24 protein-coding genes and 5 pseudogenes are annotated in these 22,057 nt (G+C 48.1%); 6 read left to right on the top strand and 23 right to left on the bottom strand.

Annotation, left to right across the window (positions count from 1 at the left end; genetic code table 11):
• Position 1 precedes the first annotated feature (1 nt).
• Together uvrD and ACRPFF_RS05610 are read left to right on the top strand one after the other, a co-directional pair.
• Positions 2 to 2,209: a DNA helicase II gene (gene uvrD, locus ACRPFF_RS05615; RefSeq protein ID WP_432674044.1), complete on the top strand. Its 2,208-nt coding sequence runs from the start codon at positions 2 to 4 to the stop codon at positions 2,207 to 2,209.
• Positions 2,210 to 2,737: 528 nt separating this feature from the next.
• Complete coding sequence (locus tag ACRPFF_RS05610) at positions 2,738 to 3,199, top strand: SMI1/KNR4 family protein (protein WP_411712690.1); 462 nt, start codon at positions 2,738 to 2,740, stop codon at positions 3,197 to 3,199.
• A gap of 325 nt (positions 3,200 to 3,524) precedes the next feature.
• On the opposite strand, the gene ACRPFF_RS05605 is transcribed toward ACRPFF_RS05610, so the two are convergent.
• The 16 genes and pseudogenes from ACRPFF_RS05605 to ACRPFF_RS05530 form a co-directional block, all read right to left on the bottom strand.
• The gene (locus tag ACRPFF_RS05605; protein ID WP_250314658.1) at positions 3,525 to 3,926 is read right to left on the bottom strand and encodes a hypothetical protein; all 402 of its coding nucleotides are present in this window, start codon (positions 3,924 to 3,926) and stop codon (positions 3,525 to 3,527) included.
• 3 nt (positions 3,927 to 3,929) lie between these two features.
• A complete protein-coding gene (locus ACRPFF_RS05600; RefSeq protein ID WP_411712723.1) occupies positions 3,930 to 4,382 on the bottom strand; it encodes a hypothetical protein in 453 nt (150 codons plus the stop codon).
• Positions 4,374 to 4,670: pseudogene (locus ACRPFF_RS05595) on the bottom strand (MafB family polymorphic toxin); the annotation flags it as partial. The pseudogene ACRPFF_RS05595 and the gene ACRPFF_RS05600, both read right to left, overlap by 9 nt.
• A gap of 69 nt (positions 4,671 to 4,739) precedes the next feature.
• A complete protein-coding gene (locus ACRPFF_RS05590) occupies positions 4,740 to 5,057 on the bottom strand; it encodes a hypothetical protein (RefSeq protein WP_002215112.1) in 318 nt (105 codons plus the stop codon).
• On the bottom strand, positions 5,054 to 5,347 hold the full coding sequence (locus ACRPFF_RS05585) for a hypothetical protein (protein ID WP_002254397.1): 294 nt from the start codon (positions 5,345 to 5,347) through the stop codon (positions 5,054 to 5,056). The genes ACRPFF_RS05590 and ACRPFF_RS05585 overlap by 4 nt, the downstream gene beginning before the upstream one ends.
• A pseudogene (locus ACRPFF_RS05580) lies at positions 5,327 to 5,665 on the bottom strand (MafB family polymorphic toxin); the annotation flags it as partial. The gene ACRPFF_RS05585 and the pseudogene ACRPFF_RS05580, both read right to left, overlap by 21 nt.
• 96 nt (positions 5,666 to 5,761) lie before the next feature.
• Complete coding sequence (locus ACRPFF_RS05575) at positions 5,762 to 6,133, bottom strand: SMI1/KNR4 family protein (protein WP_432674043.1); 372 nt, start codon at positions 6,131 to 6,133, stop codon at positions 5,762 to 5,764.
• Positions 6,130 to 6,924 (bottom strand): annotated as a pseudogene (gene mafB / locus ACRPFF_RS05570) (polymorphic toxin MafB class 3); the annotation flags it as partial. The pseudogene mafB (ACRPFF_RS05570) and the gene ACRPFF_RS05575, both read right to left, overlap by 4 nt.
• Before the next feature lie 114 nt (positions 6,925 to 7,038).
• Entirely contained in the window at positions 7,039 to 7,395 is a 357-nt protein-coding gene (locus ACRPFF_RS05565) for a DMP12 family DNA mimic protein (RefSeq protein WP_432674042.1), read from the bottom strand.
• Positions 7,392 to 8,843, bottom strand: coding sequence for a polymorphic toxin MafB class 3 (gene mafB / locus ACRPFF_RS05560; RefSeq protein WP_411712689.1), 1,452 nt, complete (start codon positions 8,841 to 8,843; stop codon positions 7,392 to 7,394). Before mafB (ACRPFF_RS05560) ends, ACRPFF_RS05565 begins: the two co-directional genes overlap by 4 nt.
• 39 nt (positions 8,844 to 8,882) lie before the next feature.
• On the bottom strand, positions 8,883 to 9,845 hold the full coding sequence (mafA, locus tag ACRPFF_RS05555) for an adhesin MafA (protein ID WP_432674041.1): 963 nt from the start codon (positions 9,843 to 9,845) through the stop codon (positions 8,883 to 8,885).
• 262 nt (positions 9,846 to 10,107) lie between these two features.
• Positions 10,108 to 10,260, bottom strand: a pseudogene (locus ACRPFF_RS05550) (IS5/IS1182 family transposase); the annotation flags it as partial.
• A 234-nt stretch (positions 10,261 to 10,494) separates the two neighbouring features.
• A complete protein-coding gene (gene pyrH / locus ACRPFF_RS05545; protein ID WP_432674040.1) occupies positions 10,495 to 11,214 on the bottom strand; it encodes a UMP kinase in 720 nt (239 codons plus the stop codon).
• Between the two features lie 323 nt (positions 11,215 to 11,537).
• A pseudogene (tsf, locus tag ACRPFF_RS05540) lies at positions 11,538 to 12,392 on the bottom strand (translation elongation factor Ts).
• A gap of 128 nt (positions 12,393 to 12,520) precedes the next feature.
• Positions 12,521 to 13,249, bottom strand: coding sequence for a 30S ribosomal protein S2 (gene rpsB / locus ACRPFF_RS05535; protein WP_411712687.1), 729 nt, complete (start codon positions 13,247 to 13,249; stop codon positions 12,521 to 12,523).
• 171 nt (positions 13,250 to 13,420) lie between these two features.
• Complete coding sequence (locus ACRPFF_RS05530; protein ID WP_411712686.1) at positions 13,421 to 13,654, bottom strand: hypothetical protein; 234 nt, start codon at positions 13,652 to 13,654, stop codon at positions 13,421 to 13,423.
• Between the two features lie 77 nt (positions 13,655 to 13,731).
• On the opposite strand from ACRPFF_RS05530, the gene ACRPFF_RS05525 reads away from it, so the two are divergent.
• From ACRPFF_RS05525 to ACRPFF_RS05515, 3 genes are all read left to right on the top strand, one after another.
• A complete protein-coding gene (locus ACRPFF_RS05525; protein ID WP_432674039.1) occupies positions 13,732 to 14,313 on the top strand; it encodes a 5-formyltetrahydrofolate cyclo-ligase in 582 nt (193 codons plus the stop codon).
• Between the two features lie 60 nt (positions 14,314 to 14,373).
• Positions 14,374 to 14,964 (top strand): GNAT family N-acetyltransferase, encoded by a 591-nt coding sequence (locus tag ACRPFF_RS05520; protein ID WP_432674038.1) that lies wholly within the window; start codon positions 14,374 to 14,376, stop codon positions 14,962 to 14,964.
• 386 nt (positions 14,965 to 15,350) lie between these two features.
• Positions 15,351 to 16,814, top strand: a complete 1,464-nt coding sequence (locus tag ACRPFF_RS05515) for a malate:quinone oxidoreductase (RefSeq protein WP_411712683.1) — start codon at positions 15,351 to 15,353, stop codon at positions 16,812 to 16,814.
• Positions 16,815 to 16,872: 58 nt separating this feature from the next.
• Here the strand turns inward: ACRPFF_RS05515 and ACRPFF_RS05510 are convergent, their stop codons facing one another.
• The 7 genes from ACRPFF_RS05510 to ACRPFF_RS05480 all read right to left on the bottom strand — a co-directional run bounded on the left by ACRPFF_RS05510 (position 16,873) and on the right by ACRPFF_RS05480 (position 21,001).
• Positions 16,873 to 17,247, bottom strand: coding sequence for a DUF7606 domain-containing protein (locus ACRPFF_RS05510; RefSeq protein ID WP_250314667.1), 375 nt, complete (start codon positions 17,245 to 17,247; stop codon positions 16,873 to 16,875).
• 237 nt (positions 17,248 to 17,484) lie between these two features.
• Complete coding sequence (locus ACRPFF_RS05505) at positions 17,485 to 17,784, bottom strand: helix-turn-helix domain-containing protein (protein ID WP_432674037.1); 300 nt, start codon at positions 17,782 to 17,784, stop codon at positions 17,485 to 17,487.
• A 144-nt stretch (positions 17,785 to 17,928) separates the two neighbouring features.
• The gene (gene map, locus ACRPFF_RS05500; RefSeq protein ID WP_432674036.1) at positions 17,929 to 18,708 is read right to left on the bottom strand and encodes a type I methionyl aminopeptidase; all 780 of its coding nucleotides are present in this window, start codon (positions 18,706 to 18,708) and stop codon (positions 17,929 to 17,931) included.
• 47 nt (positions 18,709 to 18,755) lie between these two features.
• Entirely contained in the window at positions 18,756 to 19,379 is a 624-nt protein-coding gene (locus tag ACRPFF_RS05495; protein ID WP_432674057.1) for a hypothetical protein, read from the bottom strand.
• Between the two features lie 4 nt (positions 19,380 to 19,383).
• Complete coding sequence (locus ACRPFF_RS05490) at positions 19,384 to 19,992, bottom strand: BON domain-containing protein (RefSeq protein WP_432674035.1); 609 nt, start codon at positions 19,990 to 19,992, stop codon at positions 19,384 to 19,386.
• A 63-nt stretch (positions 19,993 to 20,055) separates the two neighbouring features.
• The gene (locus tag ACRPFF_RS05485) at positions 20,056 to 20,649 is read right to left on the bottom strand and encodes a phosphoheptose isomerase (RefSeq protein WP_432674034.1); all 594 of its coding nucleotides are present in this window, start codon (positions 20,647 to 20,649) and stop codon (positions 20,056 to 20,058) included.
• A gap of 4 nt (positions 20,650 to 20,653) precedes the next feature.
• Positions 20,654 to 21,001 carry a YraN family protein gene (locus ACRPFF_RS05480; RefSeq protein ID WP_025457485.1) on the bottom strand — a complete coding sequence of 116 codons (348 nt, stop codon included), beginning with the start codon at positions 20,999 to 21,001 and terminating at the stop codon, positions 20,654 to 20,656.
• 148 nt (positions 21,002 to 21,149) lie between these two features.
• On the opposite strand from ACRPFF_RS05480, the gene rsmI reads away from it, so the two are divergent.
• The gene (gene rsmI, locus ACRPFF_RS05475; RefSeq protein ID WP_432674033.1) at positions 21,150 to 22,025 is read left to right on the top strand and encodes a 16S rRNA (cytidine(1402)-2'-O)-methyltransferase; all 876 of its coding nucleotides are present in this window, start codon (positions 21,150 to 21,152) and stop codon (positions 22,023 to 22,025) included.
• The last annotated feature ends 32 nt before the right edge of the window (positions 22,026 to 22,057 follow it).

Below are 22,057 nucleotides of genomic sequence, written 5' to 3'. Positions count from 1 at the left end.
TATGTTTTCCAACGAATCCGCCCCTAATCTGCTGCAAGGCTTGAATCCCGAACAACTCTCCGCCGTAACCTGGCCGCCACAATCCGCCCTTGTGTTGGCAGGCGCGGGCAGCGGCAAAACCCGCGTGCTGACCACGCGTATCGCATGGCTTTTGCAAAGCGGACAAGCCAGCGTGCACAGCATTATGGCGGTAACGTTTACCAACAAAGCTGCCAAAGAGATGCAAACCCGTCTCGGCGCGATGATTCCCGTCAACGTCCGCGCTATGTGGCTCGGCACGTTCCACGGCCTCTGCCACCGCTTTTTGCGCCTGCACCACCGCGATGCCGGTTTGCCCTCTTCCTTTCAAATCCTCGACAGCGGCGACCAGCTTTCCCTGATCAAACGTCTGCTCAAAAGCCTCAACATCGCCGAAGAAATCATCGCACCGCGTTCATTGCAAGGCTTTATCAACGCGCAAAAAGAATCCGGCTTGCGCGCTTCCGTATTGAGCGCGCCCGATCCGCATACACGCCGCATGATTGAATGCTATGCCGAATACGACAAAATCTGCCAACGCGAAGGCGTGGTCGATTTCGCCGAACTCATGCTCCGCAGCTACGAAATGCTGCAAAGCAACGAAATCCTGCGCCAACACTACCAAAACCGCTTTAATCACATTCTCGTTGACGAGTTCCAAGACACCAATAAACTGCAATACGCCTGGCTCAAACTCATGGCGGGCGGCAACGCGGCGGTATTTGCCGTCGGCGACGACGACCAAAGCATTTACCGATTCCGCGGCGCGCACGTCGGCAACATGACCGCGCTGATGGAAGAGTTCCACATCGACGCGCCCGTCAAACTCGAACAAAACTACCGCTCCGTCGGCAACATCCTCGCCGCCGCCAACGCCGTCATCGAAAACAACGACGAACGCCTCGGCAAAAACCTGCGCACCGACGCCGAAGCAGGCGACAAAATCCGCTACTACTCCGCCTTTACCGATCTCGAAGAAGCCCAATTCATCGTGGACGAAACCAAAGCCCTCGAACGCGAGGGCTGGGATTTGGACGAAATCGCCGTCCTCTACCGCAGCAACGCCCAATCGCGCGTCATCGAACAAAGCCTGTTCCGCAGCGGCATCCCCTACAAAATCTACGGCGGCCTGCGTTTTTACGAACGCCAAGAAATCAAACACGCGCTCGCCTACCTACGCCTCGCCGTCAATCCCGACGACGACAACGCCCTCTTGCGCGTGATTAACTTCCCACCGCGCGGCATCGGCGCGCGCACCGTCGAAAACCTTCAGACGGCCTCAAACGAACAAGGCATCACCCTCTGGCAGGCAGCCTGCAACGCCGGCGCGAAAGCCGCCAAAGTCGCCGCCTTCGTCCGCCTGATTGAAGCCCTGCGCAACCAAGTCGGACAACTGCCCCTGTCTGAAATCATCGTCGGCATCCTCAAAGACAGCGGCCTGACCGAACACTACCGCACCCAAAAAGGCGACAACCAAGACCGCCTCGACAACCTTGACGAACTCGTCAATGCCGCCATCGAATTCAAACCCGAAGACAGCAACTTTGAAACCCTGCCTGAAAACATTTCAGACGACCCTGCTTTTCCCATCCTCGCCTTCCTAAGCAACGCCGCCCTCGAATCCGGCGAAAACCAAGCAGGCGCGGGTGAAAGAGCTGTCCAACTCATGACCGTCCACACCGCCAAAGGCTTGGAATTCAACGCCGTCTTCCTCACCGGCATGGAAGAAGGCCGCTTCCCCAGTGAAATGAGCCTTGCCGAACGCGGCGGCCTCGAAGAAGAACGCCGCCTGATGTACGTCGCCATCACCCGCGCCCGCAAACGCCTCTACATCACCATGGCGCAGCAACGCATGCTGCACGGACAAACTCAATTCGGCATCGTCTCCCGCTTCGTCGAAGAAATCCCACCCGAAGTATTGCACTACCTGTCCGTCAAAAAACCCGTCTACGACAGCTACGGCAGCCCGCGCCAAACCGCCGCGTCCAAAGACAAAATCATCGACGACTACAAACAGCCCCAAACTTACGCAGGCTTCCGCATCGGTCAAAACGTCCGCCACGCCAAATTCGGCACCGGCGTCATCATCGATGCCGTGGACAAAGGCGAATCCGCCCGACTGACCATCAACTTCGGCAAACAAGGCGTGAAAGAGCTGGATACCAAGTTTGCGAAATTGGAAGCGATGTAAATTTGAAATGTAGGTCGGATATTCGTATCCGACCTACGGCAAAAACCTTAGCAGGAGAGAATAGAAACCCGTAGCGTGGGCTTTTCCTATGAATCAAGCCCAAAATTTCAGACGGCATTTTTAGCCGTCATTATCGTGGATGAAGCCCACGCTACAATGTACACACATAGAGCAAATAGAGATGTGGGTCGGATATTCGTATCCGACAAAAATATTTGACGCGTCTATCGTTTCCGAAAAACCGCTGTTGGAAAATGTCGGATTCGAGAATTCGACCTACGGAAAAAAACTGTAGCAAGGACAAGGCAAAAGACCGTCTGAAAACGGGAAGGGCAATTTTTGCCGAAAACTCTGCCGTCATTCCCGCGCAGGCGGGAATCCAGACCTTTCGGCACGGAAACTTATCGAATAAAAGGTTTCTTTAGATTCCACATCCTAGATTCCCACCTGCGTGGGAATGACGGACGGTAAAAGCAGGGTATGAATATCCACCCTCTGTTATCACTGAAATCAATAAGGAAGAACATTATGTCCCAAGTTTTTAAAGATTTTGATTTGTCCTCCGTATGGAAAACTAATAGTTGGGCAGATGAAAACTACAAAGAAGCCCCGTTTACCCCTGAAATTTTGGCTGCCGTAGAAAGTGAGCTAGGCTATAAATTGCCGCAAAGTTTTATTGAATTGATGGCGGTACAAAACGGCGGGATATTGGTCAAAAACTGCTTTCCGACCACGCAGAGAAATTCGTGGGCGAAAGATCATGTGCAAATTTGCGAGATATCAGGAATCGGTTTTGACAAAGAAGGGAGTTTGTGCGGCGCGATGGGGCAAAAACTTTGGCTGGAAGAATGGGAGTATCCGCCTATCGGCGTGTATTTAGCCACCGACCCGTCAGGAGGTCATGCCCTGTTTGCCTTGGACTATCGAGAGTGTGGAAAAGACGGAGAGCCGAAAGTGGTGCTTCCGGACTTAATTTTCCTAATTCATTAATATCTTGTGAAGTTTGCTGTGCAGAGATGTAGGTCGGATATTTGTATCCGACAAAAATATTTGACGCGTTTATCGTTTCCGAAATGCCGCTGTTAGAAAATGTCGGATTCGAGAATCCGACCTACGGCTATATCCGTAAAGTCTGACCATTGTTCAATGCGGAAGGCGCGAATATTGCGGACGGAATGTAGAAACCAATATACTCAATTGCCATACCATTCTCATCAAAATACCTATGCTGTTTAAAGTGCGTGGTTCATTACACGAGTAATTTTATTTTCAGGCTGCCTGAAAGAAAGATAGGCAACTTATTACTCATCTTACGCTAGCTCTCAATAATTGAATACGTTGCACTAGAACCAATTATCTCTATGAATGTTTGCTCAAACATAAAAATATAGTATTTAAAGAATTCTCTATTCAAAGGAAAATAACTTTCTTTCAATATCCATTCCGCATAACGCTCATCAAGAAGTTCAAAAAAAGATTGACCACCATTTTCATGAAGCAAAGCTCTATCTGCATCTTCCGAAATTAAATCCATAAAAGTATCTATAAAATACGATTCATCAACAACCCTAAAATGAATAACATCTTCAATAGAAATTTTTATGGTTTTATCCGTATTTCTATAACCAACTGCTATAACTTCTACTTTATCAAAGTTTATTGCTGCATTATCAAAATAGAAATAGCCAGTTGGGAAATCTAAGCTTTTTAATTTCATAATTTATCGTGTATTTCCATATCTGATTTTTATTTTTCGGTTATTACTAATTGTTATTTCAAGTGTTGGTTCTCCACCACTACTATCATTACGAACATTAACCGCACGCCCATCAGGCAAATTGCCCGTTATTGTCCCATTAGGACGTGTTTGTACATTTCGAACATTCAGACTATTAAAATCATTTAGTGCGTCATTGTAATCTCCCACTTTATCATACTGAACAGCGGGACCTTTTGTTTTACTCCTTTGAGTAGTATTGCTCAAAATGTCTTTGATTTGTAAATCACTGTGCACCTTACCGGCTTCTATGCGAGCTGCCACACTACTTGGGCTATAAGGGTCGCTATCAATCGCAGGATTACCACCACTGGTTTTTTGTCCGCCAGTCTGTTTCCCAACCTGCTGTACTGTATCGCCAATTTCATCTACCGTACCTAATGCCTTAGTCTGCATAGGGCGGGCAGTAGGTTTTTCATAGCCGGTATTTTTAACCCAATCCCATTTGGTCGGGTTAAGTTCTACTTTTTTACCTCTCCAAACCGTACCTGCGGCCTCTGCTACGGCAAGAGCAGTTTGGGCTGTTGCAGTTATATTCGGATGGGCATCAGCCCATTGTCTGGCAGAGTTGATACCGTCTTTTACTGCAAAAGCACTGTCCTGTAATAGGCTCGCGGCAGCAAGTTGTGCTTCTGGGCTTAATTTTCCTGAATTATTAATACCTTGTAGAGTCTGCTGCGCAGAGATGTAGCAATTGTATTTTTACCCCGTCGGGTAAAAATACAATTGCTACGGCTGCTGGGAAAGCAGTTACTATTTTCCCAGTGGCTCAAAATTAATTGTTTCAGCAGATATTTTTATAATAATCCCTACATCAATAATAATTTCACTATAAAATTGGTATTTATATAGCTCTATTTCGGGTATAAACAAGGGAAACAAGCTATCTTCCTTATCCTCATAATCTACGAAATTATTTGTATCTAATTTAAAATTCAAAATATTACTGCATTTGATATATCCGAAATAATTACCTTCAATTGTATCTGTAAAAGATAATGTAAGGGTATTTCCATTATCGGAAAAGATTATTTCATAAAGGCTTACATTGTGAAAAATATTTTTTTTCATTTGACAAAGTATCCAGAATGATGATGATTATTTGGCAATGGATTGCCTTCATAATCTTGTCGTTGCGGATATTTTCCCTGTACACCATCGGTTCGCGGCACTCTTTGGGTTCTTATAACCTCTCCATTTGGACGAATATCTATTTTCACGCCATCAGGACCTTTCCATGTTTCATATTGAGCCGCATCTGAACCAGTACGTCTAAAACCTTGTTCTTGCAATGCTTGACGTAATTCATCTCGCGTAGTTGGTCTGATAGATTTAACAACTGGCTTGTTTCCTCCTGCCATCTCACCGTCCAACGTCTGCATATGGCGGGCAGCAGGTTTTTTATAGCCGGTATTTTTAACCCAATCCCATTTGGTCGGGTTAAGTTCTACTTTTTTACCTCTCCAAACCGTACCTGCGGCCTCTGCTACGGCAAGGGCAGTTTGGGCTGTTGCTGTTATATTCGGATGGGCATCAGCCCATTGTCTGGCGGAATTAATGCCGTCTTTTACCGCAAAAGCACTGTCCTGTAATAGGCTCGCGGCAGCAAGTTGTGCTTCCGGACTTAAATTTCCTAATTCATTAATATCTTGTAAAGTTTGCTGCGCAGAGATGTAGGTCGGATATTTGTATCCGACAAAAATATTTGACGCATCTATCGTTTCCGAAATGCCGCTGTTGGAAAATGTCGGATTCGAGAATCCGACCTACGGCTGCTACCAACCATCATTTTCAGCTTCTTTTAGCCAAGTATCAAAATTTTCAAAAGTCTCGTAATATTTTGTATTATCTAAATTAACTACTATAATTTTAGGATTACCTGATTTATCTGAAATATCAAAACAGGCAGCCCACTCTTGGTTCCTAGCAAAAGGTAATAGGTTTGGAATGCCAGTTATTTCAAAATAAATGTCAATTACTTCTGATATATTGCTTTCTGCATTTTCAAACCACCAAGGAAAAGAATATTGTTCATCGTAGTTAATGGCATGAGTGGATTGAGCTAATTTTAAAGAACTTTGCGGATATTTAAATCCTTTAGGAAGCATTGCTTCAGGATACGGAACAAAACTATTTTGTTTTATCATTTCCTAAGTACCTTTACATCATAAATACTTCCGTTAGGAAATCTTTTGCTCCACCCTTCTGGAACTCCTTTTTGTGTTTCTTGCTTTCTAATTCGTAGCTGGATAGCTTCTCCCCAAGTTTGAGGCTCAATACCATCATGCTTAAACCTGATTCTCTCTTTTGATGATAATCGGTCATTAAAATTATGAACATTCGCTTCCACTTTTACCCCTGCTTCACGTGCTGCCATAATACGCGTGTTATCCATACTAGTAGGTGCTCCATCAGGCATATTAACAACATCAACCCTGTCGCCAACCCATGATTTTTTTTCGTTCATTGCAGCTACAAGAGAATCATAGTTGTAATTTGCACCACGCTTCTGATAGCTAACTGTAGCTTGTGAAAAAGATGTACGAGTAGGATCTATGATTTGTCTGCCTACCGGCAAGACATAATCTCCTGAAGAAGGTTTAATAGGCTTGTTCTTGCCAGCTATTTGCCCATCTAAAGTCTTTCGGGTAACAGTTGTTTCATAGCCGGTATTTTTAACCCAATCCCATTTGGTCGGGTTAAGTTCTACTTTTTTACCTCTCCAAACCGTACCTGCGGCCTCTGCTACGGCAAGGGCAGTTTGGGCTGTTGCTGTTATATTCGGATGGGCATCAGCCCATTGTCTGGCGGAATTAATGCCGTCTTTTACCGCAAAAGCACTGTCCTGTAATAGGCTCGCGGCAGCAAGTTGTGCTTCCGGACTTAAATTTCCTAATTCATTAATATCTTGTAAAGTTTGCTGCGCAGAGATGTAGGTCGGATATTTGTATCCGACAAAAATATTTGACGCATCTATCGTTTCCGAAATGCCGCTGTTGGAAAATGTCGGATTCGAGAATCCGACCTACGGCTGCTAAAAATTAGATTAGTTTCAAAAATGAAAAATTACTGTTTTTTCATTTTTTATAGCATATTCAAGTACATGAATAATATTTTTCACTAAGGACTCTGTAGAAAAATCTGAATTTTGTAATTTTTCTTTTACAGCCAAAATACTTTCCTTATCTATTAGCCAATCCCCCTCACTTGGTCCAAATAACCAATTATCGGTAATTTCAGAAACAAGCCTCCATAATCCACGATTTTGATATTCAATAATTTGATTTTCCGTAATTTCTACAACTGTTTCAGATTGAATGTTTTCATAAGCCCAATCAACCATTTCAGTATATTCACTAATTGAAACATTGTCTTTTAAACAGAAAATTAATAGGTTGTGTTCATTCATTTGTCTAAGTTCCTGATATGAGTTTGTTGTTGTAAATAATCTTTTGCTTGCTTACCTTGTAAATTACCGGTCTTCACAACATTACCATTTGAATCAAGATACTGTTTTCGTGAATTATCATAGATTCTAAAATAGTTGTTTTCGTTATCTTTTATAATTGTAATTTTTCCATCTAAACTAGTGTATCGAGTTTTGACTTTATCAGGACTTAAAATACCAGGTGCATTGGGAGTTAGTGTTTTGTGCACTGAATCAAAACTTGCTGAACTCCAGTTACTACTAAACTTCTTAAAACTTTGTTTTCTTTTTTCAGCGGCGCTGTTTGGTAAAGATTTGATAGGTTTATTCCCACCTGCCATCTCCCCATCTAAAGTCTGCATAGGGCGGGCAGTAGGTTTTTTATAACCGGTATTTTTAACCCAATCCCATTTAGTCGGGTTAAGTTCTACTTTTTTACCGCCCCAAATCGTACCTGCGGCCTCTGCTATGGCAAGGGCAGTTTGGGCTGTTGCTGTTATATTCGGATGGGCATCAGCCCATTGTCTGGCGGAATTAATGCCGTCTTTTACCGCAAAAGCACTGTCCTGTAATAGGCTTGCGGCAGCAAGTTGTGCTTCCGGACTTAAATTTCCTAAATCATTAATACCTTGTAGAGTCTGCTGAGCGGCTGTATCTGTGACCGGGCTTACCGCACTGTCTGTAATTGCCCCAATCCCTACTCCTTGAAAACCCATTAAAAAAGGATTAACCGCACCTTGGACGATGCCGCGAATATCATCCATACGGTTACCCCACCAATTTTTATTGGGGTCGTTTTCCCATATCAGTTTTCCTGCTTCATCCACACGGCTGAAAAAACCAGAGGCGGCACCGGCATTTTCTTTTAGCCAACGGTCTGAAAATGGGGCTCGGGGAACAATATTACTCTTTGTTTTTGTAGAAGTTCCTTTGACATAGTAGCTGTATATATCCCTTGCTCCTCCGGGGGGCGGATAATCGCTGCCTTGCGGTCCGTCATATCCATCCTCCGGATGGATTTCCGACCCTGTCCGATGAAGTTGGTAAACAGTAAAACCACCGTCTACACCGCCGCTGAAATCAGAAGTGCTTTTTGAATCATGATGATCGAACGGACTGTGTACTTCATGTCCGTGCCCTGAAAAATGGGTTTCATAGCCGATAACACCTTCAAATCCTGTCCGTTCGTGTGTAATAGGCAGTATGGGGCCGACCGCAGTTGCATCAAATGTTTGGACGGCGTAAACCCGATTTTTAACACTGCCGCGACCATCGCCGAACAGATGGTATTTACCACCCGGTTCGTAGTGTTTTGCCTGCATATCATCGCGTAAACGGGCATCCAAACCGTTCGCATGACTAATGGGGATTTGCAGCAACGATATTGCCGCTGCAAACAGCATCATGAATTTTTGAATAGGCAATTTCATTTTGTTTTCCTTGGTAGCAAGCGGTTATGGTAGTGTGAATTAAGGTTGCCCTTGTCTATGTTGTCGCACTACTTCATCGCTGTATCCATACCCCTCATGACTGTTATCAGTCTCTACGGATGGGGCGGAGTTACCCGTATGATTGCCGTATGGTCGGATATCGGAGAAATCGACCATTAATCCTTCCGTCGGTTTAATTCCTTTGCTTACTTTATACGGCCCCATCCACAATGCGTAATTTTCTTTATAGGCAGCTTCAAACGCATTGGTTTTGGGTTTGATGAGCAATTTTTTATTGGTTCTGTCTACTGCGAAATATTCCAGTTTTGTTTGGGCTTTCAGTGTTTCGGCATTGTATAGGTGCATTTCGGTTCTGTTGCGTATCGTTCCGAATACGTCGATGTTAATAAACACATCTGTATCGGCATTGGCAGGAGAAACAACGTCTATGCCGCGCAGGAAAAATACGGTCTGTACCAAGTGGGAAAGAAAGGCAGTGTCGCGCGGGTTAGTCGTCAAGGTTTCATTTCGATAATCCCCCATCCCGCCAATATTTAAGCCCAGACTGCTTTTACTTCCGCTACCGTCTGATTGGGTGCGAGAGAGTGCAGGGGCATTAAGTGTAGATAAAGAAGTGGTTAAACCTGTCAAACCGCCTGATGTTGTTTCAGCGGTGGTTTCGTAACGTGGATAGGTGTAATCGGTACGGACGGCAGGGCTGTTTATATATTCGCCACGAATCAGTGCATCAATGGAGTAGCGACCCCCTGTCAAACTGCCTGAACCTTGGTCGCCCATAGTGGCAATGTACAATGCAACTTTTCGTCCGTGTAATGCCTGTAAATCCATGTCTTTAACAGCAGCTCTGGCAGAAGCGGCCACAAGTTCTTGTTCGACCGCNAAGCGTTTACCTCCGCCATGCGATGGAATACCTGTCAGTGTCCCGCAGGCGGATAAAATAAAAACTGAAAAAAGAATAGGTATCAGCAGCCGTGCAAGCATAGATTTTCTGCTTTCTGGACCATATAGAGTATCTAATTTATAAATAAATCATAAATTAAATAAAATATTTCTTTACTGGTTTTGTGGTTTGGTTTTCAATAGGCTGCCCGCACATAGCGGGATTTACGGTTGCAATGGCAGCGGAGGATTTTATAGTGGATTAACAAAAATCAGGACAAGGCGACGAAGCCGCAGACAGTACAAATAGTAAATAGTACGGCAAGGCGAGGCAACGCTGTACTGGTTTAAATTTAATCCACTATAGGCTTTTTTCGGTCAGTTGCCGGTTAATCAGTCTCGGCAGTTCGGACAGGGTGTCGCCTTGCGCCAATCGGTTGCGGCATAAGGTGCTGTAATCGGGGATGCTTGGTTTGTTAAAACGGCAAAACAGGTTGAAATCGGTGCGAGTGATGAGTACGGCGTTGCCCTTATGCCGATTTTGTCCGCCTGCTGCAAGGCGGTTTGCACAATGGAAAACAAAATGCCGTCTGAACGATGTTCAGACGGCATTTTCAAATGGAAGGCAATATAGTCGGCATATGAAAAATTGATGTATAAGGCAGGATGGCTCTAGGCTTGTTAATCTCCATATAATAAATGGCCGTCTGAAGCCCATATGCGACTATATCTGCCGGCCTTATGGGGGCAATCAGCAGTGAACCAGTGTACCTTCGTTTTCACCGGTTACCACGCGTTTGAGCGAGCCTTCTTTAGCAATGCCGAATACCACGATATTGAGTTTGCGTTCGCGGCAAAGGGCGAAAGCGGTGGCGTCCATGACTTTGAGATTTTTGTTCAAGGCTTCGTCAAAGGTAATGGTTTCGTAGCGCGTGGCGGACGGGTCTTTTTTTGGGTCTGCGGTGTACACGCCGTCGACGTTGGTGGCTTTGAGCATCACGTCGCAGTTCATTTCCGCACCGCGCAATGCGGCGGCAGTGTCGGTCGTGAAGAACGGGTTACCGGTACCGGCGGCGAAAATCACAACTTTGCCTTCTTCCAAATATTGAATGGCTTTAGGGCGGGCGTAAGTTTCAGCGATTTGCTGCATAGACAGTGCGGATTGTACGCGCGCTTTGATGCCCAAGGTTTCAAATGCGTCTTTGAGTGCCAACGCGTTCATCACGGTTGCCATCATGCCCATGTAATCGGCAGTGGCGCGGTCCATGCTGCCTGCTTGTGCAGATACGCCGCGGAAAATGTTACCGCCGCCGACAACGATACCGACTTGCACGCCCATTTTCACGATTTCGGCAATTTCGCCGACAGTTTGAACAATGGTATCGTGATTGATGCCGAACGGATCGGAACCCATCAGGGATTCGCCGGAGAGTTTCAGTAATACGCGTTTGTATTTGATTTGCTGTGTCATGGGATACCTTGCTTTCTTGAATGTCGTCGGTCGGAGTTTGGGCCGTCTGAATTTTCAAACGGTCGGAATTACAATGATATGGTGTGTCGTTCTGTTATAGTGGATTAACAAAAATCAGGACAAGGCGACGAAGCCGCAGACAGTACAAATAGTACGGCAAGGCGAGGCAACGCTGTACTGGTTTAAATTTAATCCACTATATTGTTTTGTTTTCAGACGGCCTGAATATTCGGTCGTCTTAAAATAGGTACCGTAAACGGTTTTCTCAAAAAAAAGCACCCTGATTCGTTTGGAATCCAGGTGCTTTCTTTTTCATAAGTGCCTTACACTTTAGCAGCGGCAGCAACTTCGGCTGCGTAGTCAACAACGGCTTTCTCGATACCGTCGCCTACTTTGTAGCGTACGAAGCTGATCACTTCAGTACCGTTTTCTTTAGCGAATTGGGCAACAGTTTGGTCAGGGTTCATCACGAATGCTTGGCCGTTCAGAGTGATTTCAGCCAAGAATTTACGGATACGGCCTTCAACCATTTTAGCAGCGATGTCGGCAGGTTTGCCGGAAGCGATAGCTTGTTCGGTGTAGATGTGGCGTTCTTTTTCAACGGTTTCAGCATCTACTTCGGCTTCACTTACGCATTGTGGTTTAGCGGCAACGATGTGCATACCGATTTTGCGTGCTACGTCTTCAGAGCCTTTGTACTCAACCAATACGCCTTCGGTAGCCAAAGCACCGTGGATGTAGGCAACCAGTTGGTTGGCAGTGTCGATCACTTGGAAGCGGCGGACAGACATGTTCTCGCCCAATTTGGCGATGATGGCTTTACGTTCTGCTTCAACCAGTTCGCTCAGTTCTTCAACAGAAGCCGGTTTTTTCTCGGCAGCGGTTTTCGCAACGAAGTTGGCAAATTCTACGAAGCCGGCGTCTTTAGCAACGAAGTCGGTTTCTCAGTTTACTTCAACCAATGCGCCGACATTCCCGTTGATTGCTTAAGCCAATACGCCTTCGGCAGCCGTACGTCCGGCCAGTTTGCCTGCTTTCGCGCCGGATTTGATGCGCAGGATTTCTTCGGCTTTGTCGAAGTTGCCTTCAGCTTCAACCAAGGCTTTTTTGCATTCCATCATGCCCATGCCGGTAGCGGCGCGCAGATCGGCAACCATTTTTGCAGTAATTTCTGCCATTTTGAATCTCCTAGATTTTTGGGAAATACGGAAAGGATTTTCCGCATTCGGGAATCGTGTGCCGCGTACGGACGTTCAGGCGGCATATTTGAGAAAAGGGGCATAACGCCCCTCTTCTGTGTACCGAATTACTCGGCAGCGGCTTCTTGGGCAGTGGCTACAGTTTCTTGCAGCGCTTGGTTTTTGCCTTCCAAAACTGCGTCAGCGATGCCGCGGCAGTACAGGCGGATAGCTTTAGCGGAGTCATCGTTACCAGGGATAACGTATTTCACGCCGTCAGGGCTGTTGTTGGTATCGACTACGGCGATAACAGGGATGCCCAATTTTTCAGCTTCAACCAGAGTACCTTTTTGGTAGCCGGTATCAATAACGAAAATCGCGTCAGGCAGGCCTTTCATGTTTTTGATACCGCCCAAAGAACGTTCCAGTTTTTCAACGTCGCGTTGCATTTCCAGAATTTCTTTTTTGTTGAAACCGCCTTCGGCAGCGTTTTCCAAGGCAGCAGTTTTTTCTTCCAGGCGTTTGATGGATTGCTTAACGGTTTTGTAGTTAGTCAGCATACCACCCAACCAACGGTAATCAACGAAAGGCATACCGGCACGGGTAGCTTCTTCGCGGATGATGTCGCGGGCTTGGCGTTTGGTACCTACGAACAATACTGTACCTTTATTGGCAACCAGACGACGTACGGCTTCTTGCGCCTCTTGGAACATCGGCAGGGTTTTTTCCAGGTTGACGATGTGGATTTTGTTGCGCGCACCGAAAATGTATTGTGCCATTTTCGGGTTCCAGAAACGGGTTTGGTGGCCGAAGTGGACACCGGCTTCAATCATCTGACGCATAGTAATTTGAGACATGTTATTTCCTTGAAAGGGTTAAGAGCACACATTCAATCGCATAGAACTTGATAGGCGGCGCCTATTGTCAAGCACCCTTCGGCGAAAGTGGGCATAAGTTTTAAAAAAAGAGTGTTTCCGAAATGGAAAACTTATGGATTATAGCGGATAAGAGGCCGTCTGAAAAGGGATTCAGGGTTTTGTGCCGCTGTCTTTTTGCCGTTGTGCACGCTGCTGTTCGAATTCTGCCTGTTCCTGCTGCTTCATCAAGCGGTTGCGGCGGCGGACGGTTACGACGAAGACTGTAAATGCGGTGGGTAACACTGCCCAAAAAACCAAATAAATCAAAGCGCGCGCGATGCTGGGCTGGGCGGCGGAATACATGACGGCGACGAAGAGGTAGCCGATAAGGACGATATGCCACATGGCGGAATCCTGTTTTGATGTTAACGGAGCGTTTATAATCGCCGTATTCTACAACAACACTTAAAAGGCCGTCTGAAATGAGGAATGAGGAAAAACACGCCCTGCGCCGTGAATTGCGCCGCGCCCGCGCGCAGATGGGGCATCAAGGGCGGTTGGCGGCGGGGCAAACGATTAACCGCCTGCTTAAACGTTATATCAAAAAGGGGCGGAAAATCGGCGTGTATTGGCCGATGGGCAATGAACTGCGGCTGGACGGGTTTGTCCACGCGGCGCAAAAACGCGGTGCCAAACTCTATCTGCCTTATATCGAACCGCGTTCGCGGCGGATGTGGTTTACGCCTTATCCTGCCGACGGAGTAAAACAGGAACGCAAGCGCGGTAGGGCGAAGCTGCATGTCCCTCAGTTTGCAGGTCGGAAAAGGCGTGTGCATGATTTGAACCTCTTGCTTGTGCCAGTGGTCGGCATGGACAGGTTGGGCTACCGTTTAGGACAGGCAGGCGGCTATTACGATGCGACGCTTGCGGCGATGAAATACCGTTTGCAGGCAAAAACGGTGGGCGTGGGCTTTGCCTGCCAGTTGGTGGACAGACTGCCGGTCGAGGCGCACGACCGGCCGCTGGACGGTTTTGTGTCGGAGGCGGGGATATTGTGTTTTTAGCCGTTCAGACGGCATTTCGGGCGGAAATGCCGTCTGAGGGCGGAATATTGGGAGAAAAGGATGTCGGAAAGGATAATACTGCCGGTCTTGTCATTGGGCGGCGTTCGTCTCGAACCGTTGGATGTGCATCATGAAATGGGTTTGCGCGAGGCGGTTTGCGATGGGGAGGTTTGGAAGCTGAGGGTAACGTCCGCGCCCCATCCGGATAGGGTGGCAGACTATATCGGAACAGCATTGGCAACGCGTTTGGCGTTTGCGGTTGTCGATGAAGAGGCGGACAGGGTGGTCGGGACAACGGCGTATTATCATTTTGAACCGCAGATTCCGCGTTTGGATATTGGATTCACATGGTATGCGGCATCGGCACAACGGACGCGGATAAACACCTGTTGCAAAATCATGTTGTTGGATTACGCGTTCGATGTTTTAGCTTGCTGTTGCGTGGGATGGCGCACGGATATTCTGAACCTTGCCTCGCAACGTGCCATCGAACGGTTGGGTGCGGAAAAAGACGGCGTGCTGCGTATGCACATGCTTCGCAAAGACGGCAGTGTGCGCGATACGGTTGTATACAGTATGCTGAGGGAAGATTGGTGCAGAAACAGGGAAATCCTGACCGGCAGGTTGGCGGGATACGGCGTGCAGGTGTGAGGCAGTATTTGTAAATTGAAGAAACTTAACACAAGATGCTGACAATTTTTTAAAAATTAATATATAAATAACTTTGATTATTTATTTTATAAAAATTTGATATATATAAATAAATAACTATTTTTATTTTTTATTTCCTAGTCTTCGCCCTAGTGCTTGGCAGAAAATCTTTGCATTTCTCAGTAAAATCCACTAAATTCACGATAACATATTATAAGCACCTGAAGCGGTGTCAGAAACCATACTTGCAACGCATTCATAACCAAAAAAAACAGTGTATTCGGACACACACCATTGCTAGTTTTCTCTGCTTCCACAAGTCAGGCGTTTGTAGTAAGACGAATAATCATAAGGGCAGGATATGCCTGTTTTCTAGGAGTAGAACCATGGCTGAAGCAACAGACGTTGTGTTGGTGGGTGGAGGTATCATGAGCGCCACTTTGGGCGTGTTGTTGAAGGAACTCGAACCGTCTTGGGAGATTACCCTGATTGAACGGCTGGAAGATGTGGCTTTGGAGTCTTCGAATGCATGGAATAATGCGGGTACGGGGCATTCCGCCCTGTGCGAGCTGAATTACGCACCGTTGGGTGCAAATGGGATTATCGATCCGACGCGTGCCCTCAATATTGCCGAACAGTTCCATGTCAGCCGCCAGTTTTGGGCGACGCTGGTTGCGGAAGGCAAGTTGGAAGATAATTCTTTCGTTAATGCCGTGCCGCATATGTCTTTGGTGATGAATGAAGACCATTGTTCTTATCTTCAAAAACGTTATGACGCGTTTAAAACCCAAAAACTTTTTGAAAATATGGAATTTTCTACCGATCGGAACAAGATTTCCGATTGGGCTCCGCTGATTATGCGCGGCCGGGACGACAGTCAGCCTGTCGCGGCAAACTTCTCCGCAGAAGGTACGGATGTCGATTTCGGCATGTTGACGCGGCAAATGGTGGGATATTTGCAGAAGAAAGGTGTGAAAACCGAGTTCGGGCAACACGTTGAGAGTATCAAACGTCAAAACGACGGTACATGGGAAATCAAAACGTCGCATATGAACAAACAGGAAGGCTTGGTTTTACGGACGAGGTTCCTGTTTCTCGGTGCAGGCGGCGGCGCATTGACCCTGTTGCAAAAGTCCGGAATTCCCGAGGGAAAAGGTTACGGCGGTTTTCCTGTTTCCGGCCTGTTTTTTAGAAACAGCAACCCGGAAACTGTCGCACAGCACAATGCAAAAGTTTATGGTCAGGCATCTGTCGGCGCGCCGCCGATGTCGGTTCCGCATTTGGATACACGCAATGTCAACGGTCAGCGTCATTTGATGTTCGGCCCGTATGCAGGTTTCCGTCCCAATTTCCTCAAGCAGGGTTCGCTGATGGATTTGCCGCTGTCCATCCATAGGGACAATATTTATCCGATGATGTGCGCAGGTTGGGCCAACCTGCCGTTGACCAAATACCTGCTGGGCGAATTGCGTAAAACCAAAGAACAACGCTTCGCTTCGTTGAGAGACTATTATCCTGAAGCAAATCCTGACGACTGGGAACTGATTATTGCGGGACAGCGTGTCCAAGTGATTAAGAAAGACGCGAAAAAAGGCGGCGTATTGCAGTTTGGTACGGAGATTGTCGCCCATGCCGACGGCTCGCTTGCCGCACTGTTGGGTGCCTCACCGGGTGCTTCGACTGCCGTACCGCTGATGATTCGCCTTATGCACCAATGTTTTCCCGAGCGTGCGCAATCTTGGAAATGCCGTCTGAAAGAATTGGTGCCCGGTTACGGTATCAAGTTGAACGATAACTCCGGAATGGCTGATGAGATTATTGCTTATACTGCTAAGATTCTGGGTATTTGATTTGTAATATAAAAAAACAGCGTTTTCATTTTTGAAAACGCTGTTTTTTGTTGCCTGGTTAACGTGGAGAACAGTCTTTGAAGACGATTTGGTTGTCAGGTGCGGTAATCATAATAGGCTGTTTGCGGTAGGATTTGCTGTCCATTGCGCCGGTGCTCAGCACATAACCGCCTTCTTTGCCGTAGAACGTGTCCATATTGTCGGATTTATCCAAATTGATGGGCATTTGTACGCGTTTGCCGTTGATGGCGGCAGAAGCGTATGTGGTCAGACCCTGTTTGTTGAAGCCGTAGGTTACTTTGACTTTTTTACCTTGTTGGCAGACGTAGCTGACGGTTTTTTTGGCAACGGTGGGGTTGTCCGTGCCGGCGGCGGCAGCCATACTGCTGAGCGCGATTGCGGAAGACAGGATTGCAGTGGTCAGAAGTTTCATTTTTATTCCTTTGGATAGATGTGGAGTTTGCCCGTTTCGGGCTATTTGACATTTTAATGTCGGCGTATCCTGAAATAAACAGGAAATTGGATAAAGTTTGTAAAAAGGCAGGTTCGGGCGGTTCGGCGGTTTGATGCAGGGGCGGCAGGTGGGGTACGGCAGCCTGTCCGGTGTTTCAGACGGCATTGTTTGCGTTCTTTGGAAATAAAAAACCTCCGGACATCCGGAGGTTGCGGTTTAACCTTGTTTTTTTCTTTCAGACTTGGTCTGTTTGGACAATTCGGCATACAGGTCGGGATGGTGTTTTTTCAACAGGGCGGCGATTTCCATATCTTTTTTGTTGACTTTTGCTAAATCGAGGCATTCGATATGGACGAGGCGGAGCAGTTCGCGTACGGGTTTGGGCATCTTGCGTCCGGTTTCGTAGCGGGAACCGCCGGATTGCGTTACGCCGACCTTGCCCCAGATGTCTATGTGGTTAAGACCGGTTTTTTTGCGGATTTCTTTAATGTCTTCAATCTCTTCAAATACTTTCATGGGAATTCCTTTTAAAGTTTGTTTGGTTGCCACGTAAATTTTAATTTGCTTTATTTTTGTAATGTGTCGAGTCAAGCCTGTTTTTATATTGCATATTATATCTGCCGTTTCTTTCAGACGGCATTGTTTGTTTTTATAGGGGGGTTAGGGTTTGCCGGTGGCCGGGCTGACGGTGAGGATTTCGTAGCCGGTTTCGGTAACCAAAACTTCGTGTTCCCATTGGGCGGAGAGGGAGCGGTCTTTGGTAACCACCGTCCAGCCGTCGTTGAGGATACGCAGGTGGCGTTTGCCTTGGTTGATCATCGGTTCGACGGTAAAAATCATACCCGGTTTTAGAACGGGACCCTGTCCTTTTTTTCCGTAGTGCAACACTTGCGGGGCTTCGTGGAAACCGCGCCCGATGCCGTGTCCGCAAAATTCCTGTACAACCGAATAACCGGCGTTTTCGGCAACCTGTTGGCAGGCGTAACCTACTTCGCCCAGTGTTGCGCCGGGTTTGACGGCTTCTATGCCCGCCATCATGGAGGCGTGGGTTACGTCAATTAGCCGTTGGGCGATGGGGGAAACTTTGCCGACGGTAAACATACGGCTGGAGTCGCCGTGGAAACCGTCTTTTTTGATGGTAAGGTCGATGTTGATAATGTCGCCTTCTTTGAGCGGCTTGTCGTCGGGAATGCCGTGGCAAATGACGTGGTTGACGGAGGTGCAGCAGGATTTGGGGTAGGGCGGGTTGCCGTAGTGGAGGGGGGCGGGGTAGCCGCCTTGGACGTTGACGTGGTAGTCGTAAACGAGTTTGTCGATTTCGTTGGTGGTTACGCCAGGTTTGACGAATTGTCCGATGTAGTCGAGGGCTTCGGCAACGAGGCGGCCGAGTTCGCGCATTTTTTCGATTTCTTCGGGTGTCTTGATGATAATGCCGTTCATGATGATTCCTTGGGTTTCCGGCTTATCTGCCGTACCTATTATCCGTGTCAGAAGAGATTGTCGATGACTTCTTTATGGGTTTTTTGGGGGGTGTTTTGCGGTTTGTCTGTTTGGGTATGGTTTTCTTTTGGGCGTGCCTGTTCTTTGGGTGTTTCTTTAGGTTCTTCGGTATGGGGGATGTTTTTAGGCAGTACGGGGGTTTCTACGATTGCTTTTTCTGACTGGGGCGGCTGTTTGTCCGCCTGATCGATATTTGAAGGTTGCGGCTTGGTGCGCTGTTTCTTGGGCGCGGCAGGTGGCGGCAGCTTGTTGCCGTTTTCGTCCGTATCTTTTGTATCGTTTGTTTGCTCGGGTTCTGATGCGGCGGTTTGTTGGTTTACGGGTTGGACGATATCTTGTCCGACTGTACCGTTCGGCCTCCAGATTTCGGTTTCGAAGATGCTGTCGGTGCGTGCTTGTTCTACGCGGAGGGTTTTGTCTCCGTTTGGATTAAATGTGCTGATGATGCCTGCAACCAATGCGCCTATGGCTATGATGCTGACGAGCAGCAGGGTGCGGATGAGGATTTTTGGCGTCAGCCTGAAAGGTTTGCCGGTTTTTTTTGTCATTTTCGATTGCATTCGGTAGGGTAATCCCATGCCGTCTGAAGGGTGATTCGGACGGCATGGCAGCGGGTTAGCGTTGGACGTAGTTTTGGTAGAGGGTGATGACTTTTTGTACGCCGACGGTGGTGCTGACTTTTTGGGTAATCTGCGCCTGTTCTTCGGGGGTGAGGATGCCCATAACGTAGGTTACATTGCCGTAGGTAACGATTTTGACGCGCGCCTGCGTGGTGGGGCTGATGCCCAGCAGCGTAGCGCGGACTTTGGAGGTATTCCAGGTGTCGTTGGTGATGTCGCCGAGGGAGCGCGGTTGCGAGGCGACGGTAATGTAGTTGTACACGCCTTCGGCGGCCTGTTCGGAACGTGCAATCTGACCGACGAACTGTTTTTCGCCTTCGGTGGCGACTTGTCCGAGCAGCAGCAGGTGGCGGTTGTAGCCGACAACGGAGATTTGGGGCGTGTAGCCTTTGGTTTGGTTGTTTTGGCGTAGGTAGGAGCGGGCGGTGGTTTCAATACGCAACGCCATTACGTTGTCGTCGGTTTGCGCGCCGGTGGTGCGGCGGTCGATGGCGGATTTCGCGCCGACCGCCGCCCCGCCGATTACTGCGCTGACGCAGCCGCTAAGGGCAAGGCTGAAAATGGCGGCGGTCAGGATGCGGACGGTGTGCAGTTTGAGTTTCATCGGGGGCTTCCTTTCTTGGGCGTTTCAGACGGCATTGCTTTGCGCCATGCCGTCTGAAAAGGGTTACATTCCTTCAAACAATACGGAGTCGATACAGTCGCACATGGCGTGTATCAGCAAAATATGGTTTTCCTGAATGCGAGCAGTTCGAGGATAGGGAACGTTGAGCAGAACGTCGGTGTCTTTGAGCATGGCGGCGATTTTGCCGCCGTCGCGGCCGGTCAGGGCGATGACGTGCATATCGCGTTCGTGTGCGGCTTTGACGGCTTCGATGACGTTGGCGGAATTGCCGGAGGTGGAAATGCCGACCAAGACGTCGCCTGCACGTCCGAGCGCGCGCACTTGTTTGCTGAATACGTGGTCGAAACCGTAGTCGTTGCCGATGGCGGTCAGCGCGGAGGTGTCTGTTGTCAGGGCGACGGCGGCGAGTTCCATACGTTCTTTTTCAAAACGCCCGGTCATTTCGGCGGCGAAGTGCTGTGCGTCGGCAGCCGAACCGCCGTTGCCGCACGCCAGAATCTTGCCGTCGTTCATCAGGCATTGCAGCATCAGCTCGGCAGCCTGTACGGTCGGCTCGACCAGTACTTTTTCGGCTTCCTGCTTGGCACGGATGCTTTCGGCAAAATGGGCGGCAACGCGTTCTTGTAATGTCGTCATATCGTCAACCTGTAATATTCTGTATCCACTCGGGCGGGCGGTTTCCTTCGATAAGTATCGCATCGAGGCGGCACGGTACGTTTGTCAACCTGTTCTGTTGCAGATAATACTCTACACTTCGTTGCAGTTTCAATAATTTGGATGGGGAAATGCTGTATGCGGCACCGCCGAATTGCCGATTTTTGCGGTATTTTACTTCAACAAACAGAATCATGCCGCCGTTTTTGACAATCAGGTCGATTTCGCCGTAGGCGCAGTGCCAGTTGCGGGCAAGCAGCGTGCAGCCTTGGGATTGGAGGAAGGCAAGCGCGGCATCTTCGCCTGCCTCGCCCTGTTTGTGGTTTAAGCGCATAATCGGTTTAACCTTTATATAGTGGATTAACAAAAACCAGTACGGCGTTGCCTCGCCTTGCCGTACTATTTGTACTGTCTGCGGCTTCATCGCTTTGTCCTGATTTTTGTTAATCCACTATAATGTTTGTTTTTCAGACGGCATTCTTATGTTTCAGAAACACTTGCAGAAAGCCCCCGACAGCGTCGTCGGAGGGACATTATACGTGGTTGCCACGCCCATCGGCAATTTGGCAGACATTACCCTGCGTGCTTTGGCGGTATTGCAAAAGGCGGACATCATCTGTGCCGAAGATACGCGCGTTACCGCGCAGCTTTTGAGCGCGTACGGCATTCAGGGCAAACTCGTCAGCGTGCGCGAACACAACGAACGGCAGATGGCGGACAAGATTGTCGGCTATCTTTCAGACGGCATGGTTGTGGCACAGGTTTCCGATGCGGGTACGCCGGCCGTGTGCGACCCGGGTGCGAAACTTGCCGGCCGCGTGCGCGAGGCCGGGTTTAAAGTTGTCCCTGTTGTTGGCGCAAGCGCGGTAATGGCGGCTTTGAGCGTGGCTGGCGTGGCGGAATCCGATTTTTATTTCAACGGTTTTGTGCCACCGAAATCGGGAGAACGCAGGAAACTGTTTGCCAAATGGGTGCGGGCGGCATTTCCTATCGTCATGTTTGAAACGCCGCACCGAATCGGGGCGACGCTTGCCGATATGGTGGAACTGTTCCCCGAACGCCGTCTGATGCTGGCGCGCGAAATTACGAAAACGTTTGAAACGTTCTTAAGCGGCACGGTTGGGGAAATTCAGACGGCATTGTCTGCCGACAGCAACCAATCGCGCGGCGAGATGGTGTTGATACTGTATCCGGCACAAAACGAAAACACCGGGGAATTGCCGGAATCGGCACAAAATGTGATGAAAATCCTTACGGCCGAGCTGCCGACCAAACAGGCGGCGGAGCTTGCTGCCAAGATTACAGGTGAGGGCAAAAAGGCTTTGTACGATTTGGCACTGTCGTGGAAAAACAAATGATGCCGGACGGACCGGCACCATAGTGCGAACGG

The sequence above is a fragment of the Neisseria sp. SLRRB23 genome, from assembly GCF_050896295.1.
In the GTDB taxonomy this organism is placed as follows: Bacteria; Pseudomonadota; Gammaproteobacteria; order Burkholderiales; family Neisseriaceae; genus Neisseria.
This window is presented reverse-complemented; position numbering and strand designations above follow the sequence as displayed.

Coding starts and splice junctions, on each gene's coding strand:
- pyrH (WP_432674040.1), bottom strand. CDS start 11,214: ATGACACAGCAAATCAAATACAAACGCGTATTACTGAAACTCTCCGGC.
- ACRPFF_RS05605 (WP_250314658.1), bottom strand. CDS start 3,926: ATGAAATTAAAAAGCTTAGATTTCCCAACTGGCTATTTCTATTTTGAT.
- uvrD (WP_432674044.1), top strand. CDS start 2: ATGTTTTCCAACGAATCCGCCCCTAATCTGCTGCAAGGCTTGAATCCC.
- ACRPFF_RS05510 (WP_250314667.1), bottom strand. CDS start 17,247: ATGAAACTTCTGACCACTGCAATCCTGTCTTCCGCAATCGCGCTCAGC.
- ACRPFF_RS05585 (WP_002254397.1), bottom strand. CDS start 5,347: ATGGCAGGAGGAAACAAGCCAGTTGTTAAATCTATCAGACCAACTACG.
- ACRPFF_RS05525 (WP_432674039.1), top strand. CDS start 13,732: ATGAGGAATGAGGAAAAACACGCCCTGCGCCGTGAATTGCGCCGCGCC.
- ACRPFF_RS05480 (WP_025457485.1), bottom strand. CDS start 21,001: ATGCGCTTAAACCACAAACAGGGCGAGGCAGGCGAAGATGCCGCGCTT.
- map (WP_432674036.1), bottom strand. CDS start 18,708: ATGAACGGCATTATCATCAAGACACCCGAAGAAATCGAAAAAATGCGC.
- ACRPFF_RS05575 (WP_432674043.1), bottom strand. CDS start 6,133: ATGATAAAACAAAATAGTTTTGTTCCGTATCCTGAAGCAATGCTTCCT.
- ACRPFF_RS05490 (WP_432674035.1), bottom strand. CDS start 19,992: ATGAAACTCAAACTGCACACCGTCCGCATCCTGACCGCCGCCATTTTC.
- ACRPFF_RS05610 (WP_411712690.1), top strand. CDS start 2,738: ATGTCCCAAGTTTTTAAAGATTTTGATTTGTCCTCCGTATGGAAAACT.
- rpsB (WP_411712687.1), bottom strand. CDS start 13,249: ATGTCTCAAATTACTATGCGTCAGATGATTGAAGCCGGTGTCCACTTC.
- ACRPFF_RS05565 (WP_432674042.1), bottom strand. CDS start 7,395: ATGAATGAACACAACCTATTAATTTTCTGTTTAAAAGACAATGTTTCA.
- ACRPFF_RS05515 (WP_411712683.1), top strand. CDS start 15,351: ATGGCTGAAGCAACAGACGTTGTGTTGGTGGGTGGAGGTATCATGAGC.
- ACRPFF_RS05530 (WP_411712686.1), bottom strand. CDS start 13,654: ATGTGGCATATCGTCCTTATCGGCTACCTCTTCGTCGCCGTCATGTAT.
- ACRPFF_RS05590 (WP_002215112.1), bottom strand. CDS start 5,057: ATGAAAAAAAATATTTTTCACAATGTAAGCCTTTATGAAATAATCTTT.
- ACRPFF_RS05485 (WP_432674034.1), bottom strand. CDS start 20,649: ATGACGACATTACAAGAACGCGTTGCCGCCCATTTTGCCGAAAGCATC.
- mafB (WP_411712689.1), bottom strand. CDS start 8,843: ATGAAATTGCCTATTCAAAAATTCATGATGCTGTTTGCAGCGGCAATA.
- rsmI (WP_432674033.1), top strand. CDS start 21,150: ATGTTTCAGAAACACTTGCAGAAAGCCCCCGACAGCGTCGTCGGAGGG.
- ACRPFF_RS05520 (WP_432674038.1), top strand. CDS start 14,374: ATGTCGGAAAGGATAATACTGCCGGTCTTGTCATTGGGCGGCGTTCGT.
- ACRPFF_RS05600 (WP_411712723.1), bottom strand. CDS start 4,382: ATGCAGACTAAGGCATTAGGTACGGTAGATGAAATTGGCGATACAGTA.
- ACRPFF_RS05505 (WP_432674037.1), bottom strand. CDS start 17,784: ATGAAAGTATTTGAAGAGATTGAAGACATTAAAGAAATCCGCAAAAAA.